Genomic DNA, 26391 nt, shown 5'->3' on the forward strand with positions numbered 1-26391 from the left:
GAGTGACTGCCCGCACCAAGAATTCTACATGAGATAGAACTGTGATGTTAACGCGCCGTCATTGGCGGGTCCGGCTGCCCCTGCGCGCAAAGTACGGCCACGCCGTGACGACGGCCATGACCAGTGCCGCTGCGATGTCGATGGTGAGCACGACCTGCCACGGGAAGATCGCGAAGGCGAGGCCGCCGAAGGCCAGGATGGCAGTCCAGACGTACATCATCAGCACGGCCGTGCGGTGCGAGTGGCCGAGTTCGATCAGCTTGTGGTGCAGGTGGCCGCGGTCCGCCGACCAGGGCGATTGTCCCCGGGCCGTGCGGCGGACGACGGCGAGGCCCAGGTCCAGCAGCGGCAGCGAAAGAATCGCGAACGGCAGCAGGATGGGGATGATCGTGGGAATACCGTTGACGCGATCGTAGAGTCCGGAACTGATCTGTCCGGTGGAGACGACACCGGCCGAGGCCATGACCAGGCCGAGCAGCATGGCACCGGAATCCCCCATGAAGATCCGGGCAGGGAACCAGTTGTGCGGCAGGAAGCCGATGCAGCAGCCCACGAGGATGGCCATCAGCAGGGCCGCAAGGTCGGAGCGGTCCAGGAGGACCGCATTGCGGTGCACCCAGTAGGCGGTCAGGAAGAATGCCACTCCCCCGATGGCGGCAACGCCCGCGGCAAGGCCGTCCAGGCCGTCGATGAAGTTGACGGCGTTCATGGTGGTGACGATCAGCAGGGCGGTGACGACGATCCGCAGCGCTTCGGACTCTATATGGATGGGTTCGGGGATGAAGGGAATCACGGTCATCCGCACACCCCACACAGCCACCACGGTCGCGGCCAGTGCCTGCCCGATCAGCTTGATCCACCAGCGGATGTCCAGGAGGTCGTCTGCGAGGCCGACGGCGACGATCACCAGGACGCCGGCAAGGATTCCCCAGGGCGCCGCATTGCCCCGGAAGATGTCCTTGACGAAGAAGGAATTGCTGGCCACCACCAAGGCGACGGCGAAGCCGGCACACAGGCCCAGTCCGCCCAGGCGGGAGATCGGCACCGAATGCATGTCGCGGCTGCGGATCGGCCCGAACAGCCGCATCTTCTTCGCCAGGAGCCGCGCGCCCCAGGTGGTCAGATACGCCACCACGGCAGCCGTGAGCATCATGAGGGAGTACATGATCACGTGGCGGCTCCTGAAGACGGTGATGGTTTGCGCCCTTGCGATGCGTTGCGGGATGTGCCCGCAACGCCCTGCGCACCGCCGGATATTGCTGTACTACAGTTGGACTCTGTCCAAGATACTAGCGGCAACAGCAGCCGTGCTCCGGCACTCGCACCCTCAAGGCGAGCCGGTTGCCACTCTGCGCCGCTCCGGAAGGATCCCCCAATGCCCGTGCCGGTTGCCGTTGCCGCCGTGACTTTCGACCGCCCCCGCGAGCTGGCAACACTGCTCGACGCGATCCAGGCCCAGAGCGCCCCGGTCCAGGCCATCTGCCTGGTGGACAGCGGCACCGCCCCGGCCCGTGACGTTGCGGCGAAGCATCCGAACGTCGACTATGTGCGCTCCGAGGCCAACCTGGGCGGGGCCGGCGGCTTCGCCCTGGCAATCCTCAAAGCCGTGGCCAGCGGCGCCGAGTGGGTCTGGATCATGGACGACGACGCCGAACCCACCGATCCTGCCTGCCTCGAGACCCTGCTGCGCGAGGCGGAATCCCGCCAACTCGACGCCGTGGTGCCGCTGGTGCTGGCGCCCGGGCAGCCGGACAAGTTGTCCTTCTTCTTCCGGATCGACGGCAAGGTGACCCACGACCGCGCCGAGGTCGAAAAGGCGGGGTTCCTGCCCGACGTCGGGCATTTCTTCAACGGTGCCCTGATCCGTTCGGATGTCTTCTTCAAAGTGGGGGTGCCGGACATCCGGCTGTTCATCCGCGGCGACGAGGTGGACTTCATGATCCGCCTGCGCAAAGCGGGCATCCGCTTCGGCACGGTGGCGACGGCGTCGATCAGCCATCCGCACGCCTTCTCCGAAACGAAGCACGTCTTCGGGGCCCGTTGGCATGTGATCGTCCCGGAAGGCGCCTTCAAGCGCTATTTCTACTACCGCAACCGCGGCTACCTCATCCGCCGGTACCGTCGCGTGAAGTCCCTTGTGGCCGACGTCGGCGGGTACCTCGGCTATTTCCTCCCACGGGGCGATTTCCGCGGGCTCGCGGAATGGTTCCGCGCTTTCTCCGCAGGACTGCGCGGCAAGGGCTTTGGCCCGCTGGACCAGCAGAAATTCTGACGGCTCGTTAGCGCCCCAGGATCCGCTTCCGCAGCAGGAGGCCAAGCAGGACCCAGGGCTCGCCGAATACGCGGTAGGCAACCCGGCCCGGATGCAGGAGCAGGCGCCAGGCCCACTCCAGCCCCAGCCGCCCCAGCCAGCGCGGCGCGAGTTTCTGGACGCCGCCCAGTTGCTCAATGGCACCGCCGACGGCGGCATACACCGCAGGTGGAAGCTGATCCAGCCGGCGCAGGAGCACCGACTCCTGCAACGGCATGCCGAGCCCGAGCAGCACCATTTGGGGCCGGAATTCCGCGAGCCATGCGACGGCGGCTTCCTCCTTGGCCCCATCCCAGGCCTCGCCGGGCCGGCCGGTGACCTCGGCACCTGGAACGATGCCGCGCAGCTTCTCCACCGCCTTGGCATTGGCGTCGGCGCCGGCACCGATGACGGCGATGCGCTCCAGTCCCTGCAGCCGGCCGAGTTCGGGCAGCCAGTCGGTGGAACCCAAGCGGTAGGCCATGGCGGCGCTCCGTCCCCGCCGGCCGTGGGCCTTGCCCCACAGCATGGCCACGGGGGCCCCATCCAGGAGGATCACGTCGCTGCGCTCATAGAGGGCGCGGAAGTCCGGCCGCGAATGCAGCAAAGTGATGCTGTGCAGGTTGTGGCCGACGACGAGCCTGGCGCGGTCTTCGGCGAGGAAGACCTCGAGCACCTCCAGGAGTTCGTCCACCCGCAGCGCGGTGACGTCCACGTCCAGGAAGGGGACCCGGTCCTTGCTCAAGTCCATGTGGTCCACCCCGTCCGGGGCCATCCGGCCCCCATGCGCCCTTCCAGGAGTCATCCGGCAGCAGGCCCGCTGGATGGTGCATTGCCCGGCTGGGTCTTTTCGGCTTCCGGCTCAGGGCCTTCGCTGGCCACGTCTTCAGGTGCCGCTTCCTCGGGCTCTTCCGGGGGCGGGGGCACCTCTTCGGCTTCGGGCATGGGTTCGGGCGCGACCTCACCCAGGGCCAGGACGCCGGGAACCAGCTGCCGGAGCTGTTCGAGGGAAACGGCCCCCTCCCGCACCACGCGCAGTGGCAGCGCGGTGGCGTCAACGATCGTGGAAGGCACGCCTTCTTCCCCGTCGACGGGCCGCAGCCCGCCTTCCAGGTAGACCTCCACGGACTCGGCGAGCTGCTCCTGCGCTTCGGCCGCGGTGCGGGCTGCCGTCTGGCCGGTACGGTTCGCGGAAGAGACCGCCAGCGGGCCCGTGCGGTTGAGCAGTTCGAGGGCGATCTCGTCGTCGGGCATCCGCAGGGCCACAGTGCCGCGGGTTTCGCCGAGGTCCCAGTCCAGGGAAGGCTGGGCGTGGAAGATCAGCGTCAGTCCGCCCGGCCAGAAGGTTTCTGCCAGCTTGCGGGCCTCGTCGGAGACCTCCGTGGCGAGGCCGTCCAGAGCGCCAAGGCGCGGAATCAGCACCGGCGGCGGCATCTGCCGGCTGCGGCCTTTGGACACGAGCAGCATGGTCACTGCCTGCGGCGAAAAGGCATCAGCAGCGATGCCGTACACGGTGTCCGTAGGCATCACGATGCATTTCTTCTCGCTGATGGCGCGCCGGGCGTGTTCGATGCCATCCGCGCGTGCTTCCTCTGAGGTGCAGTCGTAGCTAGTGGTCACTGCGTTATTCTTTCACTCCCGCGGGGTGCCCGGTGACAGGACCGCGCTCGTCGCCCGCTGCTTGCCGTTGAGGTCGATGTGCGAGGTGACATCCGTCCAGCACCCTGCCTCGCGCAGGTGCCCGGCAATCCATCCGGCTTGTACCTCGGCGTGCTCCATCACGAAGTAGCCCCCCGGCTTCAACAGGCGGGCCGCGGAGGCCGCGGCCGCCGTCGGAAGCTCCATGCCGTCGGCTCCCCCGCCGTACAGCGCCTCGGGAGGATCATGCAGCGCCACTTCGGGTTCGTTCGGGATGGCTTCGGCCGGGATGTACGGCGGGTTGGAAACCACGACGTCGAAGCTGCCGTTGTGCTCGGGCAGCGCGTCGCGGAGATCTCCGTGGACAAGTTTGACGCCCAGTGGCTGCAGGTTCTTCTCTGCCCAGGCATGCGCGAAGGCGCTGAACTCGACGGCGTGGACTTCGGCGCCCGGCACTTCGTGGGCGATCGAGGCGGCGATTGCTCCCGAACCGGTGCCCAGGTCCACCACTTTCGGGCGGTCCACTCCGGCAAGCCGGTCGATCACGAGCTGGACGACTGATTCCGTTTCCGGACGCGGAATGAAGACACCGGGCCCGACGGCGAGCGTCAGGTAGCGGAAATGCGCGACGCCGGTGATGTGCTGGAGCGGCACGCGGCTGGCGCGCTCGGCAACCAGTTCGCCGTAGCCCTCGGGCGCCGGGGCGTCGCCCAGCAGCATCGCCCGCAGCCGGCCGAGGCCGACTCCGAGAAGGTGCTCTGCGAGGAGTTCGGCGTCAACGCGCGGCGTGGGCACGCCGGCATCGCTCAGGACGACAGTGGCCTCGCGGACGGCGTCCGCGAGGCTCTGCCCGCTCTCAAAAGCCATCGGATCCGGCCCGGCGCTACTCGCCGAGGGCGTCCAGGCGCGCCTGCTCGTCCATCTCGATGGCGGACTGGATGACCGGTTCCAGGTCACCGTTCATGACGGCGTCCAGGTTGTAGGACTTGTAGCCGGTGCGGTGGTCCGCGATGCGGTTTTCCGGGAAGTTGTAGGTACGGATGCGCTCAGAGCGGTCCATGGTGCGGATCTGCGACTTGCGGTGCTCGGCGCTTTCGGCGTCAAGCTGCTCCTGCTGGTGGGCCAGCAGGCGGGCCCGGAGCACGCGCATGGCGGCTTCGCGGTTCTGCAGCTGGGACTTCTCGTTCTGCATGGCGACCACAATGCCCGTGGGCAGGTGGGTGATGCGCACGGCGGAGTCAGTGGTGTTCACGGACTGGCCGCCGGGGCCGGAGGAACGGTAGACATCGATCTTGAGGTCGTTCTGGTTGATCTCGATCTCTTCGGGCTCGTCCACTTCGGGGAACACCAGCACGCCGGCCGCGGAAGTGTGGATGCGGCCCTGGGATTCGGTGGCGGGAACGCGCTGCACGCGGTGCACGCCACCTTCGAACTTCAGGCGGGCCCACACGCCTTCGGCGGGGTCGTTGGAGGAACCCTTGATGGCCATCTGGGCGTCCTTGTAACCGCCCAGGTCCGATTCCGTGGACGAGATAAGCTCGGTCTTCCAGCCGCGGGCTTCGGCGTACCGCGTGTACATGCGCAGCAGGTCGGCAGCGAAGAGCGCAGCTTCCTCACCGCCTTCACCGCCCTTGACCTCGATGATGACGTTGCGCGCGTCGTCCGGGTCGCGCGGGATGAGCAGGCGCCGCAGTTTCTCCTGCGCGAGCGGAAGCTTTTCCTCGATCTGCTCCACCTCGGCGGCGAAGTCGGGATCTTCGGAAGCCATCTCTTTGGCAGCTTCGAGATCGTCGGTGAGACCGCGCCACCTGTTGTACGCCTCCACGATGCCCTGCAGCTGCGCGGAGCGGCGCCCCAGCTTCCGCGCCAGGGACTGGTCGGCATAAACGGCAGGATCGCTCAGCTGCGCCTGGATGGCAGCATGCTCATCAAGCAATCCCTGTACGGACTCAAACATCTCTCAAACCTCTTTCGACTTGCACAAGTCTAATGACTGCAACGCGGGGTCACTTACGGCCCATTCCGAGGGCCCGGATGGGCCGTATCCGACCCCGCGTTGCTGTAGGCCAGGAATTCTCTTTAAACCAACGACCGCTCAAAATATGCCGGCCCGGGAGTGGCTTCGGGCCTGCCGTAGCCGGGGTGGCTCTGGATCGCAGATCCAAAGCCACCCCGGCGGAGGGGCGGGGCCGGCATATTTTGAGCGGTAAACGCAGCTACTTGTCGTTATCCGACTTAGCGCCCAGCGTCGTCTTCTGCACCTGCATGAGGAACTCGACGTTGCTGCCGGTTTCCCGGATCTTGTTGGTCAGCAGTTCAAGGCTCTGCTGCGTTTCGAGTCCGGAGAGGACGCGGCGCAGCTTCCACATGATCTTGACTTCCTCGGCCGAAAGCAGGTTCTCTTCGCGGCGGGTACCGGACGCGTTGACGTCCACGGCCGGGAAGATGCGCTTGTCTGCCAGCTGGCGGGACAGGCGGAGCTCCATGTTGCCGGTGCCCTTGAACTCTTCGAAGATGACCTCGTCCATCTTGGAACCGGTCTCCACGAGGGCGGTTGCCAGGATGGTCAGCGAGCCGCCGTTTTCGATGTTGCGGGCTGCACCGAAGAAGCGCTTCGGCGGGTACAGGGCGGCGGAATCCACACCACCCGACAGGATACGGCCGGAAGCCGGTGCTGCCAGGTTGTAGGCACGGCCCAGTCGGGTCATCGAGTCCAGGAGGACCACCACGTCCATGCCCATTTCCACGAGGCGCTTGGCGCGTTCGATGGAGAGCTCGGCAACGGTGGTGTGGTCGTCGGCGGGACGGTCGAAGGTGGAGGCAATGACCTCGCCCTTGACGGTGCGCTGCATGTCCGTGACTTCTTCGGGGCGTTCGTCAACGAGCACCATCATGAGGTGGACCTCAGGGTTGTTGGTGGTGATGGCGTTGGCGATGGACTGCAGGATGAGCGTCTTGCCGGCCTTCGGCGGGGAGACGATCAGGCCGCGCTGGCCCTTGCCGATCGGGGCCACGAGGTCGATGACACGCGGACCGATCTTCTTGGGGTCGGTCTCGAGGCGCAGGCGCTCGGAGGGGTACAGCGGGACGAGCTTGGCGAATTCGACGCGGTCCTTGAGCTCTTCCGGGGTCTTGCCGTTGACGGAAGTGACGCGGACCAGGGCGTTGAACTTCTGGCGGGCGGACTGCTGGTTGCGGTCCTCGCCGTCGCGCGGGGCACGGATCGCGCCGACGACGGCGTCGCCCTTGCGCAGGCTGTACTTCTTGACCTGGGCCAGCGAGACGTAGACGTCGTTGGCGCCGGGCAGGTAGCCGGAGGTGCGGATGAACGCGTAGTTCTCGAGTACATCCAGGATGCCGGCGACCGGCAGCAGGACGTCGTCTTCGGTGACCTCGACGTCGTCGACATCCGGGCCCTGGGCGCGGCCGCGGCGGCGTTCGTTGCGGTCGCGGAAGCGGTCGCTGCGGGTGTTGGTTTCGCGGCGGTCGTTCTGCTCGCCGCGATCGTTGCGGTCGCGGCGGTTGCGGCGGCTGCGGCGGCTGCCGCCTTCTTCGCCGTCGTTCTCGTCACGGCGGTTGCGGTTGTTGTCCCGGCGTTCGCGCTGTGCGCCCTCGCCGCCTTCAGCGGGCTGCTCGGTGCGGCGCTGCTCGCCCTGCGGCTGACGCTCACTCTGCGCCTGGCGCTCACCCTGCGGCTGACGCTCGCTCTGTGCCAGCTCGGCCGGGCGGGCTTCAGCGGTCTCGGCCGTCTCGGCAGAGGTGGCGCTTTCGCCACGGCGGCGGTTGCGGGTGCGCGGCTGGCGACGCTCGCCGGCTGCTTCGGCGCCCTCTGCGGGAGCGGCAACGGGTGCTGCCGCTTCAACGACGGCGGCGGGTGCCGCGGCCTCGGCGGCTTCTGCTGCCGGGGCGGCAACAACGCCGTCGCTGCTTGCGCGGCGGCTGCGGCCACGGGTACGGGCGCGGGTACCTTCCGGTGCCGCGCTTTCCTGCGGAGCAACGGCTTCGGCCGGCTCCGCGGCGGTTGCGGCGGCCTTCGCGGCCGTCCTGGTCTTGGTTTCGGCCTTGGCGGGAGCCTCGGCCTTGGCCTCGGTCTTCACCGGGGCCTTGCTGGCGCTTGCGCCGGCACGGTGCGCGGAGATTGCCGCTACGAGGTCTCCCTTGCGCATCCGGGAGCCGCCGGAAATGCCCAGCTGGCTGGCGAGGGCCTGCAGCTGTGCAAGCTTGAGCCCTGCAAGGCCGCTGCTTTTGGCGGGTGCGGCGGCTGAGTTTGTGTCCACAGCTGGAGCCAGCTCAGTGGTTTCTGTCACGAAGGATCCTTCCCCCTCGACGTCGCCCGGACTGGAGCCGGGCGCGATGATGTGTTCTGGACTGCAGTTCAGATCTGCAGCCGGGATGTCGGCCTTGCCGCTTATTGAGCCAGCAAGGCCCGAATTTGATGACGTCTTCGATGCCCCGGAATGCGGGGCACGGGCTGGCGCTGAAGGAAACAGAGTCGATCTGCAATGCCTGCGACAGGCCGAAAAGGAGACGACACCGGCAGGGACTTCGACACAGTGGACGATGGAACGTACCTGTTGCCAGGGTCCAATGTCAGGGAACTGCCCGCGGTTTACCGCCGGTGCAGTTCCACTCTAGCACCTTCAACGTCCACTGCCAGCGTCAGCACGCGCCAGGCGACGCCGGGTGTGTTGTCCGCAGCGAAGCGCGAAATCCGCGAAACGACGGCTGCGGCTTCCTCTTCACCGTTGGCCAAGGCCAGAACAGTGGGACCGGCGCCGGACACAACGGCGGCGTACCCTTCCGAACGGAGTGCCGCAATCAACTGCGCGCTCGGCTGCATTGCCTCCGCCCGGTAGCTCTGGTGCAGGTAGTCCTCGGTAGCCGGCAGCAGGAATTCCGGGGCCTTGGTGAGGGCATGGATCAGCAGGGCGGCCCGGCCGGAGTTCATGGCCGCCGCGTGGTGGCCCACCGAGGCGGGCAGCAGGCCGCGGGCGGTTTCGGTGGAAAGTTCGTAGTCCGGAACCGCCACCACCGGGATGACGGAAGGAACGACGTCGGCCCGCGCGCTGCTGTACTGCTCGCTGTCCTGCCAGGACAGCGCCAGTCCGCCGAAAATCGCGGGAGCGACGTTGTCCGGGTGCCCTTCCATCTCGCTGGTCAGCTGCAGGATCCACTCGCGGCTGCGCTGCGAGTCCTCGGGAACCAGCGCATTTGCGGCCGTGACGGCGGCGACGACGGCGGAGGCGGAGGAACCGAGGCCGCGGCCGTGCGGGTTGACGTTCTCGGCCGTGATCTTCAGGCCGTTGTGGCGGAATCCGAGGCGTTCAAGCGCTGCGTTGATAGCGCGGACCACGAGGTGGCTGGCATCGCGGGGCAGCGTGTCCGCGCCTTCGCCGGAGAGCTCGAATTCGAGCTCTCCGTTGTCCAGGGTTTCCACGGTCAGGGTGTCGTAGATGGACAGCGCGAGTCCGAGGCTGTCGTACCCGGGGCCGAGGTTGGCGCTGGTCCCGGGAACCCGCACGGTCAGCTGCTGCCCCGCCGCGAGCGTCGTAAGTTCGCCCGCGACGGGCTGCGTCGTTTCCACTCTTTGTTTTCTTCCAGTCCTGTTTAGCGTCCGGAGCCTAGCGGGCGTCCAGGCCCAGCTCGCTTGCCACGGTGACGACGTCGTTCGGCACCTTGACGGGCTGAACTTCACTGCCGTCGGCAGTACGGAGGGCCCACTGCGGGTCCTTCAGGCCGTGTCCGGTGACAGTGATGACGATCGTCTTGCCAGTGGGCACCTCGCCTGCGGCGTGCTTCTTGATCAGGCCCGCGACGCCGGCGGCGGAACCGGGCTCTACGAAGACACCTTCCTTGGAGGACAACCAGCGGTGGGCATCCAGGATTTCCTCGTCGGTCACGGCTTCGATCAGACCGCCGGACTCATCGCGTGCGGCGACGGCGGTGTCCCAGGACGCCGGGTTGCCGATGCGGATGGCGGTGGCGATGGTGTCCGGCTCCGTGATCGGGTGGCCTGCGACGAAGGGCGCGGCGCCGGCAGCCTGGAAGCCCCACATGACCGGCGTCTTGGTGGACACGGCCGGCAGGGTGCCCGCGGTGGCGGACTCGAAGGGGGCGGAGTACTCCTTGTAGCCCTTCCAGTAGGCGCTGATGTTGCCGGCGTTGCCGACGGGCAGCACGTGGATGTCCGGGGCGTCGCCCAGGGCGTCAACCACTTCGAAGGCACCGGTCTTCTGGCCCTGGATACGGGCCGGGTTCACCGAGTTCACCAGGAACACCGGGTAGGACTCGCCCAGCTTGCGGGCGATGTCCAGGCAGTTGTCGAAGTTGCCGTCGACCTGCAGCAGGGTGGCACCGTGGGCGATCGCCTGGCTGAGCTTGCCCATGGAGATCTTGCCTTCGGGAACCAGGACGGCGCACTTCAGGCCGGCAGCGGTGGCGTAGGCCGCGGCGGAGGCGGAGGTGTTGCCGGTGGAGGCGCACACGACGGCCTTGGCCCCGGCCTCGACGGCTGCGGTCATGGCCATGGTCATGCCGCGGTCCTTGAAGGACCCGGTGGGGTTCATGCCTTCGACCTTGAGGAACACCTGGGATCCGGTGAGCTCGGACAGCTTCTCCGCGTGGACCAGCGGGGTGCCGCCCTCGCCGAGGGTAATGACCTTGGTGGCTTCCGTGACAGGCAGACGTTCAGCGTATTCGCGGATTACCCCGCGCCATTGGTGAGCCACTTAGACCCCTTCTACCCGCAGTACGGATGTGACGGAATTGATGACGTCGAGGGCCCTGACGGCCTCGACGGTTGCCGCGAGTGCGGCTTCGGATGCACGGTGCGTGACGATCTTCAGTTCGGCCGACTCGATGTTCGAAGCGGCGTCACGGTGGATGGTCTGGCGCATGATCTCGATGGAGACGCCGTTCTCCGCAAAGATGTGGGCGATCCGGGCCAGCACCCCGGCCTGGTCGGCGACGTCGAGGCCGATGTAGTAGCTGGTCTCGGAGGCTTCCACCGGAAGCGCAGGGACGTGGCCGGTGGTGGTTTCGGTGCGGCCGGGGCCGCCCAGCACGAGGCGGCGCGCGGCAGACACAAGGTCGCCGAGCACTGCCGAGGCCGTCGGGGTGCCGCCGGCACCCTGGCCGTAGAACATCAGTTCGCCGGCGTTCTCCGCCTCGATGAAGACAGCGTTGAAGGCGCCGCGGACGGCCGCCAGGGGGTGCTCGCGCGGCAGGAGCGTGGGGTGCACGCGCACCGAAACGCCCTCGCCGCCGTCGGCGTCCACCAGCTTCTCGGCGATGGCGAGCAGCTTGATGACAAAGCCGGCTTCCTTCGCCGAGGCGATGTCCGACGCGGTGACCTTGGTGATGCCTTCGCAGTGGACGTTTTCCAGGGCGAAGCGGGTGTGGAAGGACAGCGAGGCCAGGATGGCGGCCTTCGCGGCGGCGTCATGGCCCTCGACGTCGGCGGTGGGGTCCGCTTCCGCGTAGCCCAGGCGCTGTGCCTCGGCCAGGGCGTCGGCGAACTGGGCGCCGGTGGTGTCCATCTGGTCGAGGATGAAGTTGGTGGTGCCGTTCACGATGCCGAGCACGCGGGTGATGCGGTCGCCGGAGAGGCTGTCGCGGATGGGGCGCAGGATCGGGATCGCACCGGCGACGGCGGCCTCGTAGGACAGCTGTACACCGGCCTTGTCGGCGGCTTCGTAGAGGGCGGGTCCGTCCTGCGCCAACAGGGCCTTGTTGCCGGTGACGACGCAGGCGCCGTTCTCGATCGCGGTGAGGATCAGGGAGCGGGCCGGCTCGATGCCGCCGAGAAGCTCGATGACGAGGTCGGCGTCCTTGACCAGGGTGTCGGCGTCAGTGGTGAACAGCTCGCGCGGCAGTTCGACGTCGCGCTTGGCATCGAGGTTGCGCACGGCAATCCCGGAGAGCTCCAGGCGGGCGCCGCTGCGGGCGGCCAAGGCCTCGGCGTCGTCAAGCAGAATCCGCGCCACCTGTGCCCCGACGTTGCCACAACCCAGCAGGGCCACTTTCAAGGTGCGCACTTCAGACATTCGCCACTCCCATGTCGCGGTTCAACAGATCTTCTTCGGTTTCCCCGCGGACAATCCACCGGGCTGCCCCGCCGCGCACAGCGACGACGCCCGGCCGGGCCAGGTAGTTGTAGTTGCTGGAGAGGGCCCAGCAGTAGGCGCCGGTACCCGGTACTGCGAGCAAATCACCGGCTGCCACATCCGCGGGCAGATATACATCTCTAACAACTATGTCGCCGCTCTCGCAATGTTTGCCCACCACTCGGGACAGCTGCGGTTCGGCAAGGGACGTCCGGGAGGCGAGAACGGCCGAATAATCCGCGTCGTAGAGCACCGGACGGGCGTTGTCGCTCATGCCGCCGTCGACCGACACATAGCGGCGCGGGAACGTAACGTTTTCGCCGCCGGCGGCACCGGCAAGGGCGGCCGCCGGGGCGTCCACGCGCACCGTTTTCAGGGTGCCGGTCTCGTACAGGGTAAAGGTGCTGCTGCCGACGATCGCACGGCCGGGCTCGATGGAGATGCGCGGGGCCTTGATGCCCAGTTCCGCACAGCTGGAACGCACGACGGCGGCCATTGCCTGCGCGATCTCCGCCGCAGGGCGGGGCGTGTCCACCGGGGTGTAGGCGATGCCGTAGCCGCCGCCAAGGTCCAGTTCCGGCAGGGTGATGGAGTATTTCGACTGCATGGCCGCGAGGAAGGCCAGCAGCTTTTCGGCGGCAAGGGCGAAGCCCTCGGGTTCGAAGATCTGCGAGCCGATGTGGCAGTGCAGGCCAAGCAGTTCCACGCTCGGGTAGGCGGTGGCTGCCGCCACGGCTTCCTCCGCTGCGGAGAGGCCTGCCTCCTCGGTGGAGTCCTCTGCCATGGAGAGGCCGAACTTCTGGTCCTCGTGGGCGGTGGCGATGAACTCGTGCGTGTGGGCGTGCACGCCCGGGGTCAGGCGCAGCATCACCTTGGCCACCTCGCCGCGGGCGGAGGCGATCTTGGCCACGCGTTCGAGTTCGTCCAGGCTGTCCACGACGATCCGGCCGAGTTTCATGTCCAGGGCGCGGTTGATCTCGGCGTCGGACTTGTTGTTGCCGTGCAGGCCGAGGTTCGCGCCATCGATCCCGGCGCGGGCGGCCACTGCGAGCTCGCCGCCGGAACAGGTGTCCAGGCGCAGGCCCTCCTCAGCAACCCAGGAGGCGACAGCCGTGCACAGGAAGGACTTGCCCGCGTAATAGACGTCCACTCCCCCGCAGATGTCTGCAAAGGCGGCGTCGAAGGCGTCCTTGAAGGCGCGGGCCCGGGCGCGGAAGTCGGTTTCGCTCATCACGAAAAGCGGGGTGCCGAACCTGGCCTTGAGCTCGCTGACGGGAATGCCGTCAATGGCGAGCTCGCCGGCGTCGTTCCGTTCAACGCCCGCCGCCCACATGGGGGCGTGAAGCGCGTTCAAGTCCGCCGGCACGGCGAGCCATTCCGGGGCGAGGGGCGATGCTGCGGTTTCTGCGGTCACGCGATCACATCCGTTCCGGCGCGGAGACGCCCAGCAGTCCGAGGCCGTTGGCGAGGACCTGGCTCGTGGCGTCGTTCAGCCACAGGCGGGTGCGGTTCACGTCGCGGACGGGTTCTTCGCCCTGCGGCGAGACACGGCAGGCGTCGTACCAGCGGTGGTAGGCGCCGGCGATCACTTCCAGGTGGCGGGCCACCCGGTGCGGTTCGCGGAACTCAGCGGCCTTGGCCACGATCGAGGGGTAGCTGCCCAGGTAGGACAGGAGCTCGTTCTCCGTGGCGTGGTCCAGCAGCGAGGCGTCGAAGGCGTCCTCGCCGTTCACCTGGCGTTCGACGCCGGCCTCGGCCGCGTTGCGTGCCGTGCCGCGCGAACGGGCATGGGCGTACTGGACGTAGAACACCGGGTTCTCGTTGCTGTTCTTCTTCAGCAGTTCCGGATCCAGGGTCAGCGGCGAGTCAGCGGGGAAGCGGGCCAGGGAGTAGCGCACGGCGTCGGTGCCGAGCCAGGAGATGAGGTCCTTGAGCTCGATGATGTTGCCGGCACGCTTGGACAGCTTGGCGCCGTTGACCGACACCAGCTGGCCGATAAGGACCTCGATGTTGGTTTCCGGGTCGTCGCCGGCACAGGCGGCAATGGCCTTGAGGCGGTTGATGTAGCCGTGGTGGTCCGCGCCCAGCAGATAGATCTTCTCGGGGAAGCCGCGGTCCTTCTTGGACAGGTAGTAGGCGGCGTCGGCGGCGAAGTACGTGGGTTCGCCGTTGGCCCGGATCATCACGCGGTCCTTGTCGTCGCCGAAGTCCGTGGTGCGCAGCCAGACGGCGCCGTCCTTGTCGAACACGTGGCCCTGCTCGCGCAGGCGGGCGACGGCGGATTCGATGGCGCCGTGATCGTGGAGGTCCTGCTCGGAGAAGTAGACGTCGAAGGACACACCGAATTCGGCGAGCGTGGCCTTGATGTCCGCCATCTGGGCCTCGTAGGCGGCCTGGCGGATGACCGGCAGGGCGGCTTCGTCCGTGAGTTCGCGGATGGCCGGGTGGGCCTTGAGGACCTCATCGCCGAGTTCGACGATGTACTGGCCCGGGTAGCCGCCCTCCGGAACGTCACGGCCGTGCAGGCGGGACAGCACGGAGTTGGCGAAGACGTTCATCTGGGAGCCGGCGTCGTTGATGTAGTACTCGGCCGTGACGTCGGCACCGGAGGCACGTAGCACGCGGGCGATCGAATCGCCGAGCGCGGCCCAGCGGGTGTGGCCGATGTGCAGCGGGCCTGTGGGGTTGGCCGAGACGAATTCCATGTTGACCACGTGGCCGGCCAGCGCCTGGTTGCTTCCATAGGAGCTTCCGGCTTCCACGATCACCTTGGCCAGGGCGCCGGCGGCGGCAGCGTCCACGGTGATGTTCAGGAAGCCGGGACCGGCGATGTCCACGGCCGTGACGCCGTCGATCTCCTTGAGCCGGGTGCTCAGGAGCGTGGCGAATTCACGCGGGTTGGTGCCGGCCTTCTTGGCCAGTTGGAGGGCAATGTTCGTGGCCCAGTCACCGTGCTCCCGGTTCTTGGGTCGCTCCACGCGCACGTCATCCGGCAGATCGGATTCGGAAAGGGCGACGTCGCCGGCGGCGACAGCGTCTTTCAGGCAGGCGGATATGGCGGCAGAGAGTTCTTCGGGAGTCACGCGTCTAGCGTACCGTCGGGGCTTGCAAGTGGAGGAATTGCAACAGCCGGCGTCACAGCATGGGCACAGATCCGGCTGCCGTTGCGCACAGCATGAACCAATACGCTGGTCCGGACGTCAAAGGAATGAAACGCTTTGGCACCCTGTCAGTTCAACCCTGCCCCGCATCTTGTCCAGTTGAAACGAGCACACCATGACCACGCCACTTCGCAAGAGCCTCCTCGCCGGCGTCGCCGGACTCTCCCTCGCCGGAGCGGTGGCGGCCTGCGCCCCCACTGCCCAAACCCCGACTGCCCAGACTCCGTCCGCGCAGACGCCGTCGGCCACACCGTCCACCGGTAGTTCCGGCGCAAGCGGGGACCCGGCATCTTCCAATCCGGCCGGCAACTCCAGCGGCTACAAGGACGGCAGCTACAGCGCGGACGGCCACTACACCTCGCCCAACGGCACCGAAACCGTGGGCGTCCAGCTGACCCTGGCGGACGGGACCGTCACCGGAGTGGAGATCACCACCCACCCCACCAACCCCAATACCCGGAAGTTCCAGGGCGAGTTCAAGGACGGCATCGCCGCCCAGATCGTTGGAAAGAAGCTCGATGAGCTCAGCGTGTCCAAGGTAGCGGGTTCTTCGCTGACCAGTGGCGGCTTCAACGAGGCCGTCGAATCCATCAAGGCCCAGGCGAAGTAGCCGCCATGCCGCACCCCGGCTGGGATTCCTTCTCCTTTGACGGCATCGGCACCGCCTGGCAAATCTCGACGCCGGCCCCGCTCGCTCCTGCAGTGCGCACCCGCTTGCTGCAGGCCGTGGAAGAGTACGACGTCAGCTACTCCCGTTTCCGGCCGGATTCACGGATCGCTGAACTGGCGCGGGCGGCCGGAACGGTGACCCTGCCGGATCACGCGGAACGGCTGGGCTCCGTGTTCCGCACCTTGCACCGGCTCAGCGGCGGCTCGATGACGCCGCTGGTCGGCGGGAGCCTGGAGCAGCTCGGCTACGGGGCGGACTACGCCCTGGTCCCCCGCGGCCCGGCCCGGCCGGCGCCGCCTTGGGAAGACGTCCTCCACTGGGAAGGCAGCACGGTGGGCTGCAGCGAGCCGGTGGTGCTCGACGTCGGAGCCGCCGGAAAGGGGCAGCTGGTGGACCTGCTGGCGGAGACCCTGCGGGCGGACGGCATCGCGCATTACCTGGTGGACGGCAGCGGCGACATGATCCACGCCGGGCCCTCGCCGCTGCGGGTGGGCCTGGAACACCCGTACGATCCCGCACAGGCGATCGGCGTCGTCGAACTCGGCGACAGGGCACTGTGCGCTTCGGCGAGCAACCGGCGGGCCTGGGGTGACGGGCTGCACCACGTGCTGGACGCCACCACCGGCAGGCCGGTGGACACCGTGGTCGCCACCTGGACGATGGCCGCAAGCACTTTGGAAGCCGATGCCCTGGCCACGGCTTTGTTCCTTGTGGAGCCACGGCTGTTGGAGGAAGAATTCGAATTCGACTGGCTCAGGGTTTTTTCGGACGGCAGGGCGCACTGCTCGCAGGGCTTTGAAGGGGCGCTGTTCACATGACCGTTGGCTTCGGCTCCGCCAAATCGCGGCTCGACACCTGGTTGGGCCGCTTCACCATGTACAGGCTGATTCTCTGGGTGCTCGCGCTCCTCGGGACATACAGCCTGGTGCTCAACGCCCTCGGCTGGCTGACGTTCGGCCTGCCGGACATGCTGGCGCACGCCGCGCTCTGCATCGGGCTGACGTACCTGGCCGGCCGCCTCTTCGCCGCGCTCTTCCGCGTCCGGCCGCATTCGGAATCCTCCCTGATCACCGGCCTGCTGCTCTTCTTCCTGTTCTGGCCCAGCGATCTGCTGCCCGCGGTCGCGTGGCCGGACCTGGCAGGCGTGGCGCTGGCCTGCGTGCTGGCCTCGGCATCGAAGTACCTGCTGGCCTTCCGAGGGCGGCACATCTTCAACCCGGCCGCCGCCGGTGCGTTCATCGTTTCGCTGACAGGCCTGAATGTCGCCACCTGGTGGGCGGCCACCCCCGCGATGCTGTGGGCGCTTCTGCCGGCGGTCGCCCTGATCATGTACCGGACCAGGAAGGTGCTGATGGCTTCGACCTTCCTGCTGGTGTCGGGCTCGATCGTCTTCAGCGAGCTGCTTCGCGCCGGAATGTCGCCAGGGGCGGCCCTCTGGCAGCCGTTCGCGCAGCGGCCTCTGCTGTTCTTCGCCGGGTTCATGCTGACGGAGCCGCTCACCCTGCCGCCCCGGCGCTGGCAGCAGCTGGCGCTTGCCGCCGTAGTCGGGGTGGTCTTCGCGGTGCCGTACAACCTGGGCTTCGTGGCGAACTCCCCCGAGCTGGCACTGCTGCTGGGCAACCTGCTGGCCTTCTTCGCCGGCCAGCGCGGCGGCATCAGGCTGGTGTTCACGGGATCCCGGCCGCTGACACCCACCACCACGGAGCTGCGTTTCGCGCCGGGCCGTCCCGTCCGCTTCACGCCGGGGCAGTACATGGAACTTGACCTTCCGCACTCTTCCTCCGATGGAAAGGGACGACGCCGGATCTTCAGCCTGAGCAGCGCGCCCGGCACCGGCGAGCTGACGTTCGGGGTGGGGACGGCGGAACCGTTGTCCTCGGCGAAGCGAGCCCTGCTGGAGCTGGCGCCCGGCGATCCCTTGCGGGCAACCGCGGTGGGCGGCGACTTCGTGCTGCCGCGCGACGGCGGGACGCCCGTGCTGCTGATCGCGGCGGGTATCGGGATCACCCCGTTCCTTTCCCAGCTGGCGTCCGGGGCGGCGCGGGACCGTGACATCGTGGTGCTCTACCTGGCCCCGGGCGCCGAGGAATTGGCGTGCCCGGACGTGCTTGCGGCCTCGGGTGCGCGGGTGCTCGTGCGGCTTGCCGACGGTTCCGCGCCCCCGGAGTTCTTGCACGACGCCGGCACGGTCCGGATTGACGGCTCTTCGCTGCGGGAGCTGGTGCCGGACATCGCCCAACGGACGGTGTACGTGTCCGGATCCCCCACCCGGGTGGAGGCCCTTCGCAGCGCCGCCCGGCACGCCGGGGCGCGGCGCGTCCGGGTGGATGCCTTCGCCGGATACTGAGAAGTTCCGGGAGCCTATGCGGAGGCCGGACACCTGATTGCGGGGCCGGAGGCGGCCGCCGCGCCGTTTTTTCATTGCTTTTTCACTGCGGCCCGCGGACCTGCTAAGCTCGTCAACGTCCCGGAAACGGGAACCCCGGATGCCCTCGTAGCTCAGGGGATAGAGCGTCTGCCTCCGGAGCAGAAGGCCGTAGGTTCGAATCCTATCGAGGGCACATTCCTTTTGAGGACACAGAAACCCCGCCATTCGCAGGAATGGCGGGGTTTTTGCGTTGCAGGCGCAGGCACCATGGCGGACATGCCCGTGGCGGGCGGCCAAATTGTCGGCGCCCGCTCCTAAGCTGATTCGTACCGGCTCCGCCAGACGCTAAGGGGTTTGCCAATGATCTGTTCCATTGTTCCTCCGTACATGCTGCGCCGCCTCGCCGCCCGCCCGGAACCCAGGCTCCGAGCCATCGCGCGGGCCGCGAAGGAATCGCTGCTGCATATCAAGGGCCTGCAGGCCGCCCGCGCCCTCCCGGTGCCCGCCACGCCACCCAGCGCACGCCAGGCCCCACCCGCCCCGCCCAAGCGCACCATCTTCGACGCCGCATCCACCGAAACCCTGCCGGGCACGCTGGTGCGGAAGGAAGGAATGCCACCGGTCGGGGATGCCGCGGCCGACGAAGCCTATGACGGACTTGGGGATACCCACAGCCTCTACGCCGACATCTTCGAACGGAACTCCATCGACGGCGAGGGCCTCAAGCTCGATGCCACGGTCCATTTCGGCGAGCTCTACGACAATGCCTTCTGGGACGGCCGCCAGATGGTTTTCGGCGACGGCGACGGCGAGATCTTCCAGCGCTTCACCAAGTCGTTGAGCGTGATCGGCCACGAACTTGCCCACGGCGTCACCCAGTACACGGCCGGCCTCGCCTACCGGAACCAGGCGGGCGCCCTGAACGAATCCATGTCCGACGTCTTCGGCGTCCTGGTGGAGCAATACGCGCGGAAGCAGCCCGCCTCGGAAGCGAACTGGCTGATCGGCGAAGGCCTTTTCACCGACGCCGTGCAGGGCGTGGCCCTGCGTTCCCTGAAGGCGCCGGGAACGGCATACGACGACGAGGTCCTGGGCAAGGACCCGCAGCCTGATTCCATGGACAGCTATGTCCGCACCACCGCGGACAACGGTGGGGTCCATATCAATTCGGGCATCCCCAACCGGGCCTTCTACCTGGTGGCATCGGAGCTGGGCGGCAACGCCTGGGAAGGGCCGGGGCAGATCTGGTACGGAACCCTGACCAGTGGATCCCTCCCTCCTGCGTGCACCTTCGGCAAGTTCGCCAGGACCACCATCGCCACTGCAGAGGAACTGTTCGGCAGCGGCTCCGCCGAGCATGACGCCGTTCTGAAGGCGTGGGAAACTGTAAAGGTCAAGGTCTGACTCCAGCGCCGGCCGCCAGCGGATTCCGCATCCGGGGCAGCACGAAGATCGGTGAGGCATGAAAATCACTGTCCGTCGCAGCGGGGGCATCGCCGCACTGACGCGTGTCTGGAGCGTCAATGCCGTCTCCGCGGACGACAAGGAGCGTTGGATGCCGCTCGTGGAGGCCTGCCCATGGGAAGAGGCCAAGGCTCTGTCGCGCAACGCCAATGAACCGGACCGTTTCATGTACTCGATCCGCGCCGGGCAGCACCGCGCCACCCTGCCGGACCGGGAAGTCACCGGCCCCTGGGAAGAATTGGTGGAATCCGCCAAGGCGGAGGGTTCCGAAAGCCGTGGGTCGCGCTGAGCCACCCCACCCCTGAGCTACCCCACTTCGGCAAGTTGACCCCGGAAGGCCCGGCGGTAGGACTGTGGGCTGGTGTCCAGGACCTTGGCGAAATGGTGCCGCATCAGCACCGAGTGGCCGAATCCTGCTTCCCTCGCCACCTCGTCGATGTTCAGGTCGCTGCTTTCCAGCAACTCCTGGGCCCGCAGCACGCGCTGTGAGTTGAGCCAAGCCGCCGGTGTTGCCCCGGTTTCGGCCCGGAAGCGGCGGGCGAAGGTCCTTGGCGACATGTGCAGCCGCTCAGCCAACTCGGCGACACTGTGCTCCTGGTCCAGGTTCTCCACCATCCAGCGCAGCAGGGCTTCCATCGGTGCCGAGCCGCAACTCGGCATCGGCCTGTCGATGTACTGGGCCTGCCCGCCGTCGCGGTGCGGTGCCACCACCATGTCCCGGGCGATGGCGGCCGCCACCTTCGCACCCAGCTCCACGCGGACCAAATGCAGGCAGGCGTCGATGCCGGAGGCCGTGCCCGCGCTGGTGATGATGGTGCCGTCCTGCACATAGAGGACGTTTTCATCCACCCGGGCCTTGGGATAGCGGCCCGCCAGGTCCTGCGAATAGTGCCAATGGGTGGTGCAGCGGCGCCCGTCCAGCAATCCGGCCCGGGCAAGCGCATAGGCGCCGGAGCAGATGGACAGCACCCAGGCGCCCCGGTCATGCGCGGCCCGGAGGGTTTCCAGGACTTCCACCGGAACGTCCAGGTCGCGACCGTAGGGCGCCATGATGACCAGGTCCGCATCGGAGGCGGCCGACAGGTCCAGGCCCACATGCATCGACAAGCCGGACTTCATGGGGACGTCACCGGGTTGCGGGGTGCAGACACGGAAATCGAACTTCGGTACGCCGCCCTCCCGCCCGGAACGGTCAATGCCGAAAATCTCAAAGGCGGTCCCGAACTCGAAGATCGAAAAGCCCGGAACAACGATGACAGCCACTGATTTCAACATATCTCCAGTGTGGCAGAAATTTTGCTAAATGCGTCATTTCTGCCACTGTTTCTTGGAGCTGGCCAGGCAGACGATGGAGGCATGGAAATCCTCGTAGCCTTCATCGTCATCATCGTCCTGCTGGCTATCGCAGCCACCATCTCGGCAGTCCTCCGCGACGGCCGGGGCCACATCCCGCCGGTCCGCTCCGAACGCGACTGGCGCGCCCTCGACCTCCCCAGCAGCGCTTACTGGACCATGCGCCTGCTCTGATCAGCCGGCCGCAACTCCGCCGGGGCCCCGCCTGAGGCACGAAGGCGGGGAGCCGCGGGACTAAGCTTTGGTCCATGATCCAAAGCTCCGCCCGGCTGCTGCAGTTGCTGTCCTTGCTGCAGCTGCGGCGGGAATGGACCGGCCCGGCCCTGGCCGAGCGCATGGGCGTCACGGAACGCACCGTGCGCCGGGACATCGACAAACTCCGCACCCTCGGATACCCCATCCACGCCTCGCCCGGAATTGCGGGCGGTTACCAGCTGGGAGCCGGCGCCCAGCTGCCCCCGCTTTTGCTCGACGACAACGAGGCCCTGGCGGTCGCCCTCGGACTGAATTCGGTGGCCGCCGGACCAGTTGCCGGAATCGGCGAAGCCTCCGTGCGGGCCCTCGCCAAGCTTGAACAGGTGCTGCCTGCCAGGCTTCGCCCGCGCTTCGCCACCCTCAAAGCCGCCGTCACTACACTGCCCAGCAACGCGGCCGCGGTGGATCCGCACCAGCTCACGGTGGTGTCCTCTGCCATCGCGGACCGCCGGCTGATCCGTTTCGACTACGCCAAGCCGGACGGCACGGTGGACCGCCGCACCGCCGAGCCGTACCGCTTGGTGGACACGGGCCGCCGCTGGTACCTCGTGGCGTGGGACCTCGAGCGCGAAGACTGGCGCACCTTCCGCGCGGACCGCATCGCCTCGCTGCCGGCCGCCACCAAGAAATTCCTGCCCCGGCCGCTCCCGGCGGAGGACCTCGCCGCCTACGTCCAGCAGTCGGTGACCCGTTCGCCCTACCGCTATGACGTCGTCGTGCGCCTGTTCGCCCCGATCGGCGAGGTGGCCGCCGTCGTCGGCCCGCAGCTGGCGACCCTGACCGACGACGGCGGGTCCGCCACGCTGCTGCATGCCGGCTGGGACAGCCTGGCTCAGCCCGCCGCGCACCTTGCAGCCCTGGGCATGGAGTTCGAAATCCTCTCGCCACCGGAATTCAAGGAGTACGCCGTATTGCTGGCCGGCCGGCTGGCGCGCTCGGCGGGGGACCCGGCGCCACAGTAGACTGGCTTCCAGCCATGACACTTCATATCTCCTACCCCGCAGAGCTGCCGGTCTCCGAACGCCGCGAGGACATTATGGCGGCCATCGCCGCGAACCAGGTCACGATCATCGCGGGCGAGACGGGTTCGGGCAAGACCACCCAGATTCCGAAAATGTGCCTTGAGCTGGGGCTCGGCGACAAGGGACTGATCGGGCACACCCAGCCCCGTCGCCTTGCCGCACGCACGGTGGCGGAGCGCATCGCCTTCGAGCTCGGTGTGGAGATTGGCCAGGAGGTGGGCTTCCAGGTCAGGTTCACCGGCGAGACCGGCAGGAACACCCGGATCAAGCTCATGACGGACGGCATCCTGCTGGCGGAGATCCAGCGGGACAAGCTGCTGCGCAAATACAGCACCATCATCATCGACGAGGCCCACGAGCGCAGCCTCAACATCGACTTCATCCTCGGCTACCTCAAGCGCATCCTGCCGCAGCGCCCGGACCTGAAGATCATCATCACCTCGGCCACGATCGACCCCGAACGCTTCGCCCGGCATTTCGGCAGCGACGACGCCCCGGCGCCGATCATCGAGGTGTCCGGCCGCACGTACCCCGTGGAGATCCGCTACCGGCCGCTCTCCCAGCCGGCCGGCGGTCCGGCGGAGGGCGACGAAACCCCCGACGACGAACTCGAGGAAGACCGGGACCCACTGGACGCGGTGTGCGACGCCGTCGACGAGCTCGCCCAGGAGGCCCCCGGCGACATCCTCATTTTCTTCTCCGGCGAGCGCGAAATCCGCGACGCCGCAGAGGCCCTGAACGGCCGGATCCAGGCGAACCGGCGCCTTACCGGCACCGAGGTGCTCCCCCTGTACGCACGGCTCAGCCTGCAGGAGCAGCACCGGGTCTTCAACCCCGGCGGCAAGCGGCGGATCGTGCTGGCCACCAACGTCGCCGAGACCTCGCTCACCGTGCCCGGCATCAAGTACGTCGTCGACACCGGAACGGCCCGCATCTCCCGCTACTCGCACCGCACCAAGGTCCAGCGGCTGCCGATCGAACGGGTCTCGCAGGCCTCTGCCAGCCAGCGCTCCGGCCGCTGCGGCCGCGTCTCCGAAGGCATCGCCATCCGGCTGTACTCGGAAGAGGACTTCGAGTCCCGCCCGCAGTTCACCGACCCCGAAATCCTGCGTACCAACCTGGCCGCCGTCATCCTGCAGATGACCGCGATGGGCGTGGCACGCGGTCCCAAGGACATCGAGGCCTTCCCCTTCGTCGAGCCGCCGGAGTCGCGGGCAATCAACGACGGCGTGACCCTCCTCCGCGAGCTCGGCGCCCTCCGTGCCCCGTCGGCAGGCGGCCGCGGGCAGGGCGGACGCGGGCAGCAAGGCTCGCGGGAGCAAGGCGCAGGGGAGCAGCAGGGCGGGCTGACCGCCGTCGGGCATAAGCTCGCCCAGCTACCGGTGGACCCGCGCCTCGGCCGGATGATCGTGGAGGCCGGCAAGCGCGGCTGTGTCAAGGAAGTCATGATCCTGGCCGCAGCGCTCACCATCCAGGATCCGCGCGAGCGCCCCACGGACAAGCAGCAACTGGCCGCCGAGAAGCATGCACGTTTCCGGGACGAAAACTCTGACTTCACCGGCTACCTGAACCTGTGGAACTACATCCAGGAGCAGCAGCGCGAGCTGTCCTCCACCCAGTTCCGCCGGCTGTGCCGCAACGAGTTCATCAACTACCTGCGCGTGCGCGAATGGCAGGACCTGTTCCAGCAGCTGCGGCAGCTGGCCAAGCCGCTGGGAATCACGATCGACAACAAGCGCGAGGCCGATCCCGTGGGCCTGCACGAAGGCATCCACATCAGCCTGCTCTCCGGGCTGCTGAGCCACATCGGCCTGCTGGACGAGCGCAAGCGGGAGTACGCCGGTGCCCGCGGCAGCCGCTTCGCGATCTTCCCCGGTTCGGCCCTGTTCAAGAAGTCCCCCGCGTTCGTGATGGCCGCCGAACTGGTCGAAACCAGCCGGCTGTGGGCCAGGGTGGCAGCGAAGTTCGATCCGCTCTGGGTGGAGCAGGTGGCCCCGGACTTGGTGAAACGCTCCTACAGTGAGCCGCACTGGTCCAGCCGCAGCGGCTCGGTGATGGCGCACGAGAAGGTGACCCTGTACGGCGTGCCCGTCATCCCCAACCGGCGGGTCAACTACGGGCGCATCGATCCGGAGCTTTCGCGCGAACTCTTCATCCGCCATGCCCTGGTGGAAGGAGAATGGCGGACCCAGCACAAGTTCTTCCACCGCAATCGTGCGCTCCTGCATGAGATCGAGGAACTCGAAACCCGGATGCGCCGGCGCGACATCCTGGTGGACGACAACACGCTTTTCGAGTTCTACGACGCCCGGATCGGCAAGGACGTGGTGTCCGAGCGGCATTTCGACAAATGGTGGAAGGACGCCCGGCAACAGGACCCGGCACTCCTGGACTTCGACCAGTCGCTGCTGATAAGTGAGGACGCCGCCGAGCTGGACGATTCGGCGTACCCGAAAACGTGGCTGCACAAGGGCTTCGAGCTGCCGCTCAGCTACGAGTTCCATCCCGTCGCCCCGGGCTCCCCGCCCAATCCTTCCGACGGCGTCACCGCCGAGGTGCCCGTACTGTTCCTCAACCAGCTCGACGACGCCGCGTTCCGCTGGCAGATCCCGGGCCAGCGCGTCGAACTGCTGACCGCCCTGATCAAGTCCCTGCCCAAACAGGTCCGCAAGAACTTCGTGCCGGCCCCGGATGTCGCCCGCCAGGCCGCCGCCGCCCTGGAAGCAGACTTCGATCCCGCCAGCGACGAACTCGAACCCTCCCTCGAACTCGTGCTGCGCCGCCTGCGCGGACACATCATCCCGCCCGGCTCCTGGAATTGGGGCGCCGTCCCGGCGCACCTGCGGGTCAGTTTCAAGGTAGTGGACAGCCGCGGCAAGGTCCTCGGCGAAGGCAAGGACCTCGCGGCCCTGCAGCAGGAGCTTGCCCCGGCCACGCGCCGCGCCATCGCCGAATCCCTCGGCGCCACCCCCGCGACGACGGCCCCCTCCGGCAAGAAGGCGACCGGAGGCCAGGCGGGCGGTAGTAAGGCAGCCGGGGCCGGCTTGCCGGGCGGCCCGGCCGCCAGCGCGGCATCCGGGAACGGCAACGCCGCTGGCGCACAGGCCGGCGGCGCCCCGGCCGCATTTGCCGAACAAGCCGGGCTCACCGAATGGAGCGTCGGCACCGTTGAACGGCAGATCAGCCGGCTGGTGAACGGCCACCAGGTGACCGGTTTCCCGGCACTGGTGGACGAAGGCAAGAGCGTGGCCCTGCGGGTCTTCCAGACCCGCGCCGAGCAGGAATCGGCCATGCGCGGCGGCGTCATCCGCCTGCTCGCCCTACGCGTCCCGCCGCCGGACCGCTACGTCCTGGAGCACCTGAACAACACGGAGAAGCTGACCTTCAGCCAGAACCCGCACGGCTCCGTCAGCGCCCTGATCGCCGACTGCGCCCTCGCCGCGATCGACAAACTGACTCCCGCGGAGCTGCCGTGGGACAGGAAGTCCTTCGACACCCTGTACGAAGCCGTGCGCGCGGAACTGATCGACACCGTGTTCACGGTGACCGCCGTCGTCGAGCGCATCCTCGCCAGCAGCCGCCGCATCGAAAAGCAGCTCAAGGGCAGCACCAGCCTGAGCCTGATCAGCGCCCTCAATGACATCAAGAGCCAGCTGGAACAGCTCGTCTTCCCCGGTTTTGTAGCACAGACGGGCTACGCCCAGCTCAGCCAGCTGCCGCGTTACCTGGCGGCCATCGAGAAGCGCCTGGAGAAGCTGCCGAACAACGTGCAGCGGGACGGCCTGAACATGGCCGCCGTCCAGGCACTGGAAGACGACTACGACGACGCCGTCGCGGCCCTCCGGCCGGGCGGCCGGGCCGGAAGCGAATTAACCCGGGTGCGCTGGATGATCGAAGAGCTCCGCGTGAGCCTCTTCGCCGTCGAACTCGGCACAGCCTACTCCGTCTCCGAGAAGCGCATCCGCACGGCACTGAACCAGGCACTCGCCCCGGCCTAGGCCGCAGGTACCGCCCCGACTTTCCCGACCGCATCGATTTTCCCGACCGCCCCGCCACACCCCAACT

The 26391-nt window shown here is 67.6% G+C and carries 21 protein-coding genes and 1 tRNA gene; 10 read left to right on the forward strand and 12 right to left on the reverse strand.

Annotated features, from left to right (window positions below; translation table 11 throughout):
• Nucleotides 1-58: 58 nt before the first annotated feature.
• Complete coding sequence (locus ACN9M4_RS12810; RefSeq protein ID WP_426298435.1) at nt 59-1171, reverse strand: MraY family glycosyltransferase; 1113 nt, start codon at nt 1169-1171, stop codon at nt 59-61.
• A 204-nt stretch (nt 1172-1375) separates the two neighbouring features.
• Between ACN9M4_RS12810 and ACN9M4_RS12815 the strand changes: the two genes are divergently transcribed.
• Nucleotides 1376-2272, forward strand: coding sequence for a glycosyltransferase (locus ACN9M4_RS12815; protein ID WP_426298437.1), 897 nt, complete (start codon nt 1376-1378; stop codon nt 2270-2272).
• Nucleotides 2273-2279: 7 nt separating this feature from the next.
• Here the strand turns inward: ACN9M4_RS12815 and ACN9M4_RS12820 are convergent, their stop codons facing one another.
• The 10 genes from ACN9M4_RS12820 to argS form a co-directional block, all read right to left on the reverse strand.
• Nucleotides 2280-3041, reverse strand: coding sequence for a WecB/TagA/CpsF family glycosyltransferase (locus ACN9M4_RS12820; RefSeq protein WP_426298439.1), 762 nt, complete (start codon nt 3039-3041; stop codon nt 2280-2282).
• Nucleotides 3042-3091: 50 nt separating this feature from the next.
• A complete protein-coding gene (locus ACN9M4_RS12825) occupies nt 3092-3910 on the reverse strand; it encodes an L-threonylcarbamoyladenylate synthase (protein ID WP_426298441.1) in 819 nt (272 codons plus the stop codon).
• A 12-nt stretch (nt 3911-3922) separates the two neighbouring features.
• The gene (gene prmC, locus ACN9M4_RS12830; protein WP_426298443.1) at nt 3923-4795 is read right to left on the reverse strand and encodes a peptide chain release factor N(5)-glutamine methyltransferase; all 873 of its coding nucleotides are present in this window, start codon (nt 4793-4795) and stop codon (nt 3923-3925) included.
• Between the two features lie 16 nt (nt 4796-4811).
• A complete protein-coding gene (prfA, locus tag ACN9M4_RS12835) occupies nt 4812-5885 on the reverse strand; it encodes a peptide chain release factor 1 (protein WP_426298445.1) in 1074 nt (357 codons plus the stop codon).
• 259 nt (nt 5886-6144) lie between these two features.
• Nucleotides 6145-8235, reverse strand: coding sequence for a transcription termination factor Rho (rho, locus tag ACN9M4_RS12840; RefSeq protein ID WP_426298447.1), 2091 nt, complete (start codon nt 8233-8235; stop codon nt 6145-6147).
• 302 nt (nt 8236-8537) lie between these two features.
• Nucleotides 8538-9512 carry a homoserine kinase gene (gene thrB, locus ACN9M4_RS12845; protein ID WP_426298449.1) on the reverse strand — a complete coding sequence of 325 codons (975 nt, stop codon included), beginning with the start codon at nt 9510-9512 and terminating at the stop codon, nt 8538-8540.
• Nucleotides 9513-9549: 37 nt separating this feature from the next.
• Complete coding sequence (thrC, locus tag ACN9M4_RS12850) at nt 9550-10656, reverse strand: threonine synthase (RefSeq protein ID WP_426298451.1); 1107 nt, start codon at nt 10654-10656, stop codon at nt 9550-9552.
• The gene (locus ACN9M4_RS12855) at nt 10657-11973 is read right to left on the reverse strand and encodes a homoserine dehydrogenase (protein ID WP_426298453.1); all 1317 of its coding nucleotides are present in this window, start codon (nt 11971-11973) and stop codon (nt 10657-10659) included.
• Nucleotides 11966-13447, reverse strand: coding sequence for a diaminopimelate decarboxylase (gene lysA, locus ACN9M4_RS12860; protein WP_426298455.1), 1482 nt, complete (start codon nt 13445-13447; stop codon nt 11966-11968). Before lysA ends, ACN9M4_RS12855 begins: the two co-directional genes overlap by 8 nt.
• Nucleotides 13448-13451: 4 nt before the next feature.
• A complete protein-coding gene (argS, locus tag ACN9M4_RS12865; RefSeq protein WP_426298457.1) occupies nt 13452-15116 on the reverse strand; it encodes an arginine--tRNA ligase in 1665 nt (554 codons plus the stop codon).
• Nucleotides 15117-15309: 193 nt separating this feature from the next.
• On the opposite strand from argS, the gene ACN9M4_RS12870 reads away from it, so the two are divergent.
• From ACN9M4_RS12870 to ACN9M4_RS12895, 6 genes are all read left to right on the forward strand, one after another.
• On the forward strand, nt 15310-15804 hold the full coding sequence (locus ACN9M4_RS12870; RefSeq protein ID WP_426298459.1) for an FMN-binding protein: 495 nt from the start codon (nt 15310-15312) through the stop codon (nt 15802-15804).
• A gap of 5 nt (nt 15805-15809) precedes the next feature.
• Nucleotides 15810-16682 (forward strand): FAD:protein FMN transferase, encoded by an 873-nt coding sequence (locus tag ACN9M4_RS12875; protein WP_426298461.1) that lies wholly within the window; start codon nt 15810-15812, stop codon nt 16680-16682.
• Nucleotides 16679-18211, forward strand: coding sequence for an FAD-dependent oxidoreductase (locus ACN9M4_RS12880; protein ID WP_426298463.1), 1533 nt, complete (start codon nt 16679-16681; stop codon nt 18209-18211). Before ACN9M4_RS12875 ends, ACN9M4_RS12880 begins: the two co-directional genes overlap by 4 nt.
• A gap of 141 nt (nt 18212-18352) precedes the next feature.
• A tRNA-Arg gene (locus ACN9M4_RS12885) sits at nt 18353-18425 on the forward strand.
• A gap of 167 nt (nt 18426-18592) precedes the next feature.
• On the forward strand, nt 18593-19636 hold the full coding sequence (locus ACN9M4_RS12890; protein ID WP_426298465.1) for a M4 family metallopeptidase: 1044 nt from the start codon (nt 18593-18595) through the stop codon (nt 19634-19636).
• Nucleotides 19637-19694: 58 nt separating this feature from the next.
• Nucleotides 19695-19985 (forward strand): protealysin inhibitor emfourin, encoded by a 291-nt coding sequence (locus ACN9M4_RS12895; protein ID WP_426298467.1) that lies wholly within the window; start codon nt 19695-19697, stop codon nt 19983-19985.
• Between the two features lie 17 nt (nt 19986-20002).
• On the opposite strand, the gene ACN9M4_RS12900 is transcribed toward ACN9M4_RS12895, so the two are convergent.
• Nucleotides 20003-20971: a GlxA family transcriptional regulator gene (locus ACN9M4_RS12900; protein ID WP_426298469.1), complete on the reverse strand. Its 969-nt coding sequence runs from the start codon at nt 20969-20971 to the stop codon at nt 20003-20005.
• Nucleotides 20972-21052: 81 nt separating this feature from the next.
• Here ACN9M4_RS12900 and ACN9M4_RS12905 point away from each other — a divergent pair, with 81 nt between their 5' ends.
• From ACN9M4_RS12905 to hrpA, 3 genes are all read left to right on the forward strand, one after another.
• Complete coding sequence (locus ACN9M4_RS12905) at nt 21053-21223, forward strand: hypothetical protein (protein WP_162943697.1); 171 nt, start codon at nt 21053-21055, stop codon at nt 21221-21223.
• Nucleotides 21224-21297: 74 nt separating this feature from the next.
• Nucleotides 21298-22266: a helix-turn-helix transcriptional regulator gene (locus ACN9M4_RS12910; protein ID WP_426298471.1), complete on the forward strand. Its 969-nt coding sequence runs from the start codon at nt 21298-21300 to the stop codon at nt 22264-22266.
• A 14-nt stretch (nt 22267-22280) separates the two neighbouring features.
• Nucleotides 22281-26324: an ATP-dependent RNA helicase HrpA gene (gene hrpA / locus ACN9M4_RS12915; protein ID WP_426298473.1), complete on the forward strand. Its 4044-nt coding sequence runs from the start codon at nt 22281-22283 to the stop codon at nt 26322-26324.
• Nucleotides 26325-26391 lie beyond the last annotated feature (67 nt).

Source organism: Arthrobacter sp. R-11 (assembly GCF_049913155.1).
Lineage (GTDB): Bacteria > Actinomycetota > Actinomycetes > Actinomycetales > Micrococcaceae > Arthrobacter.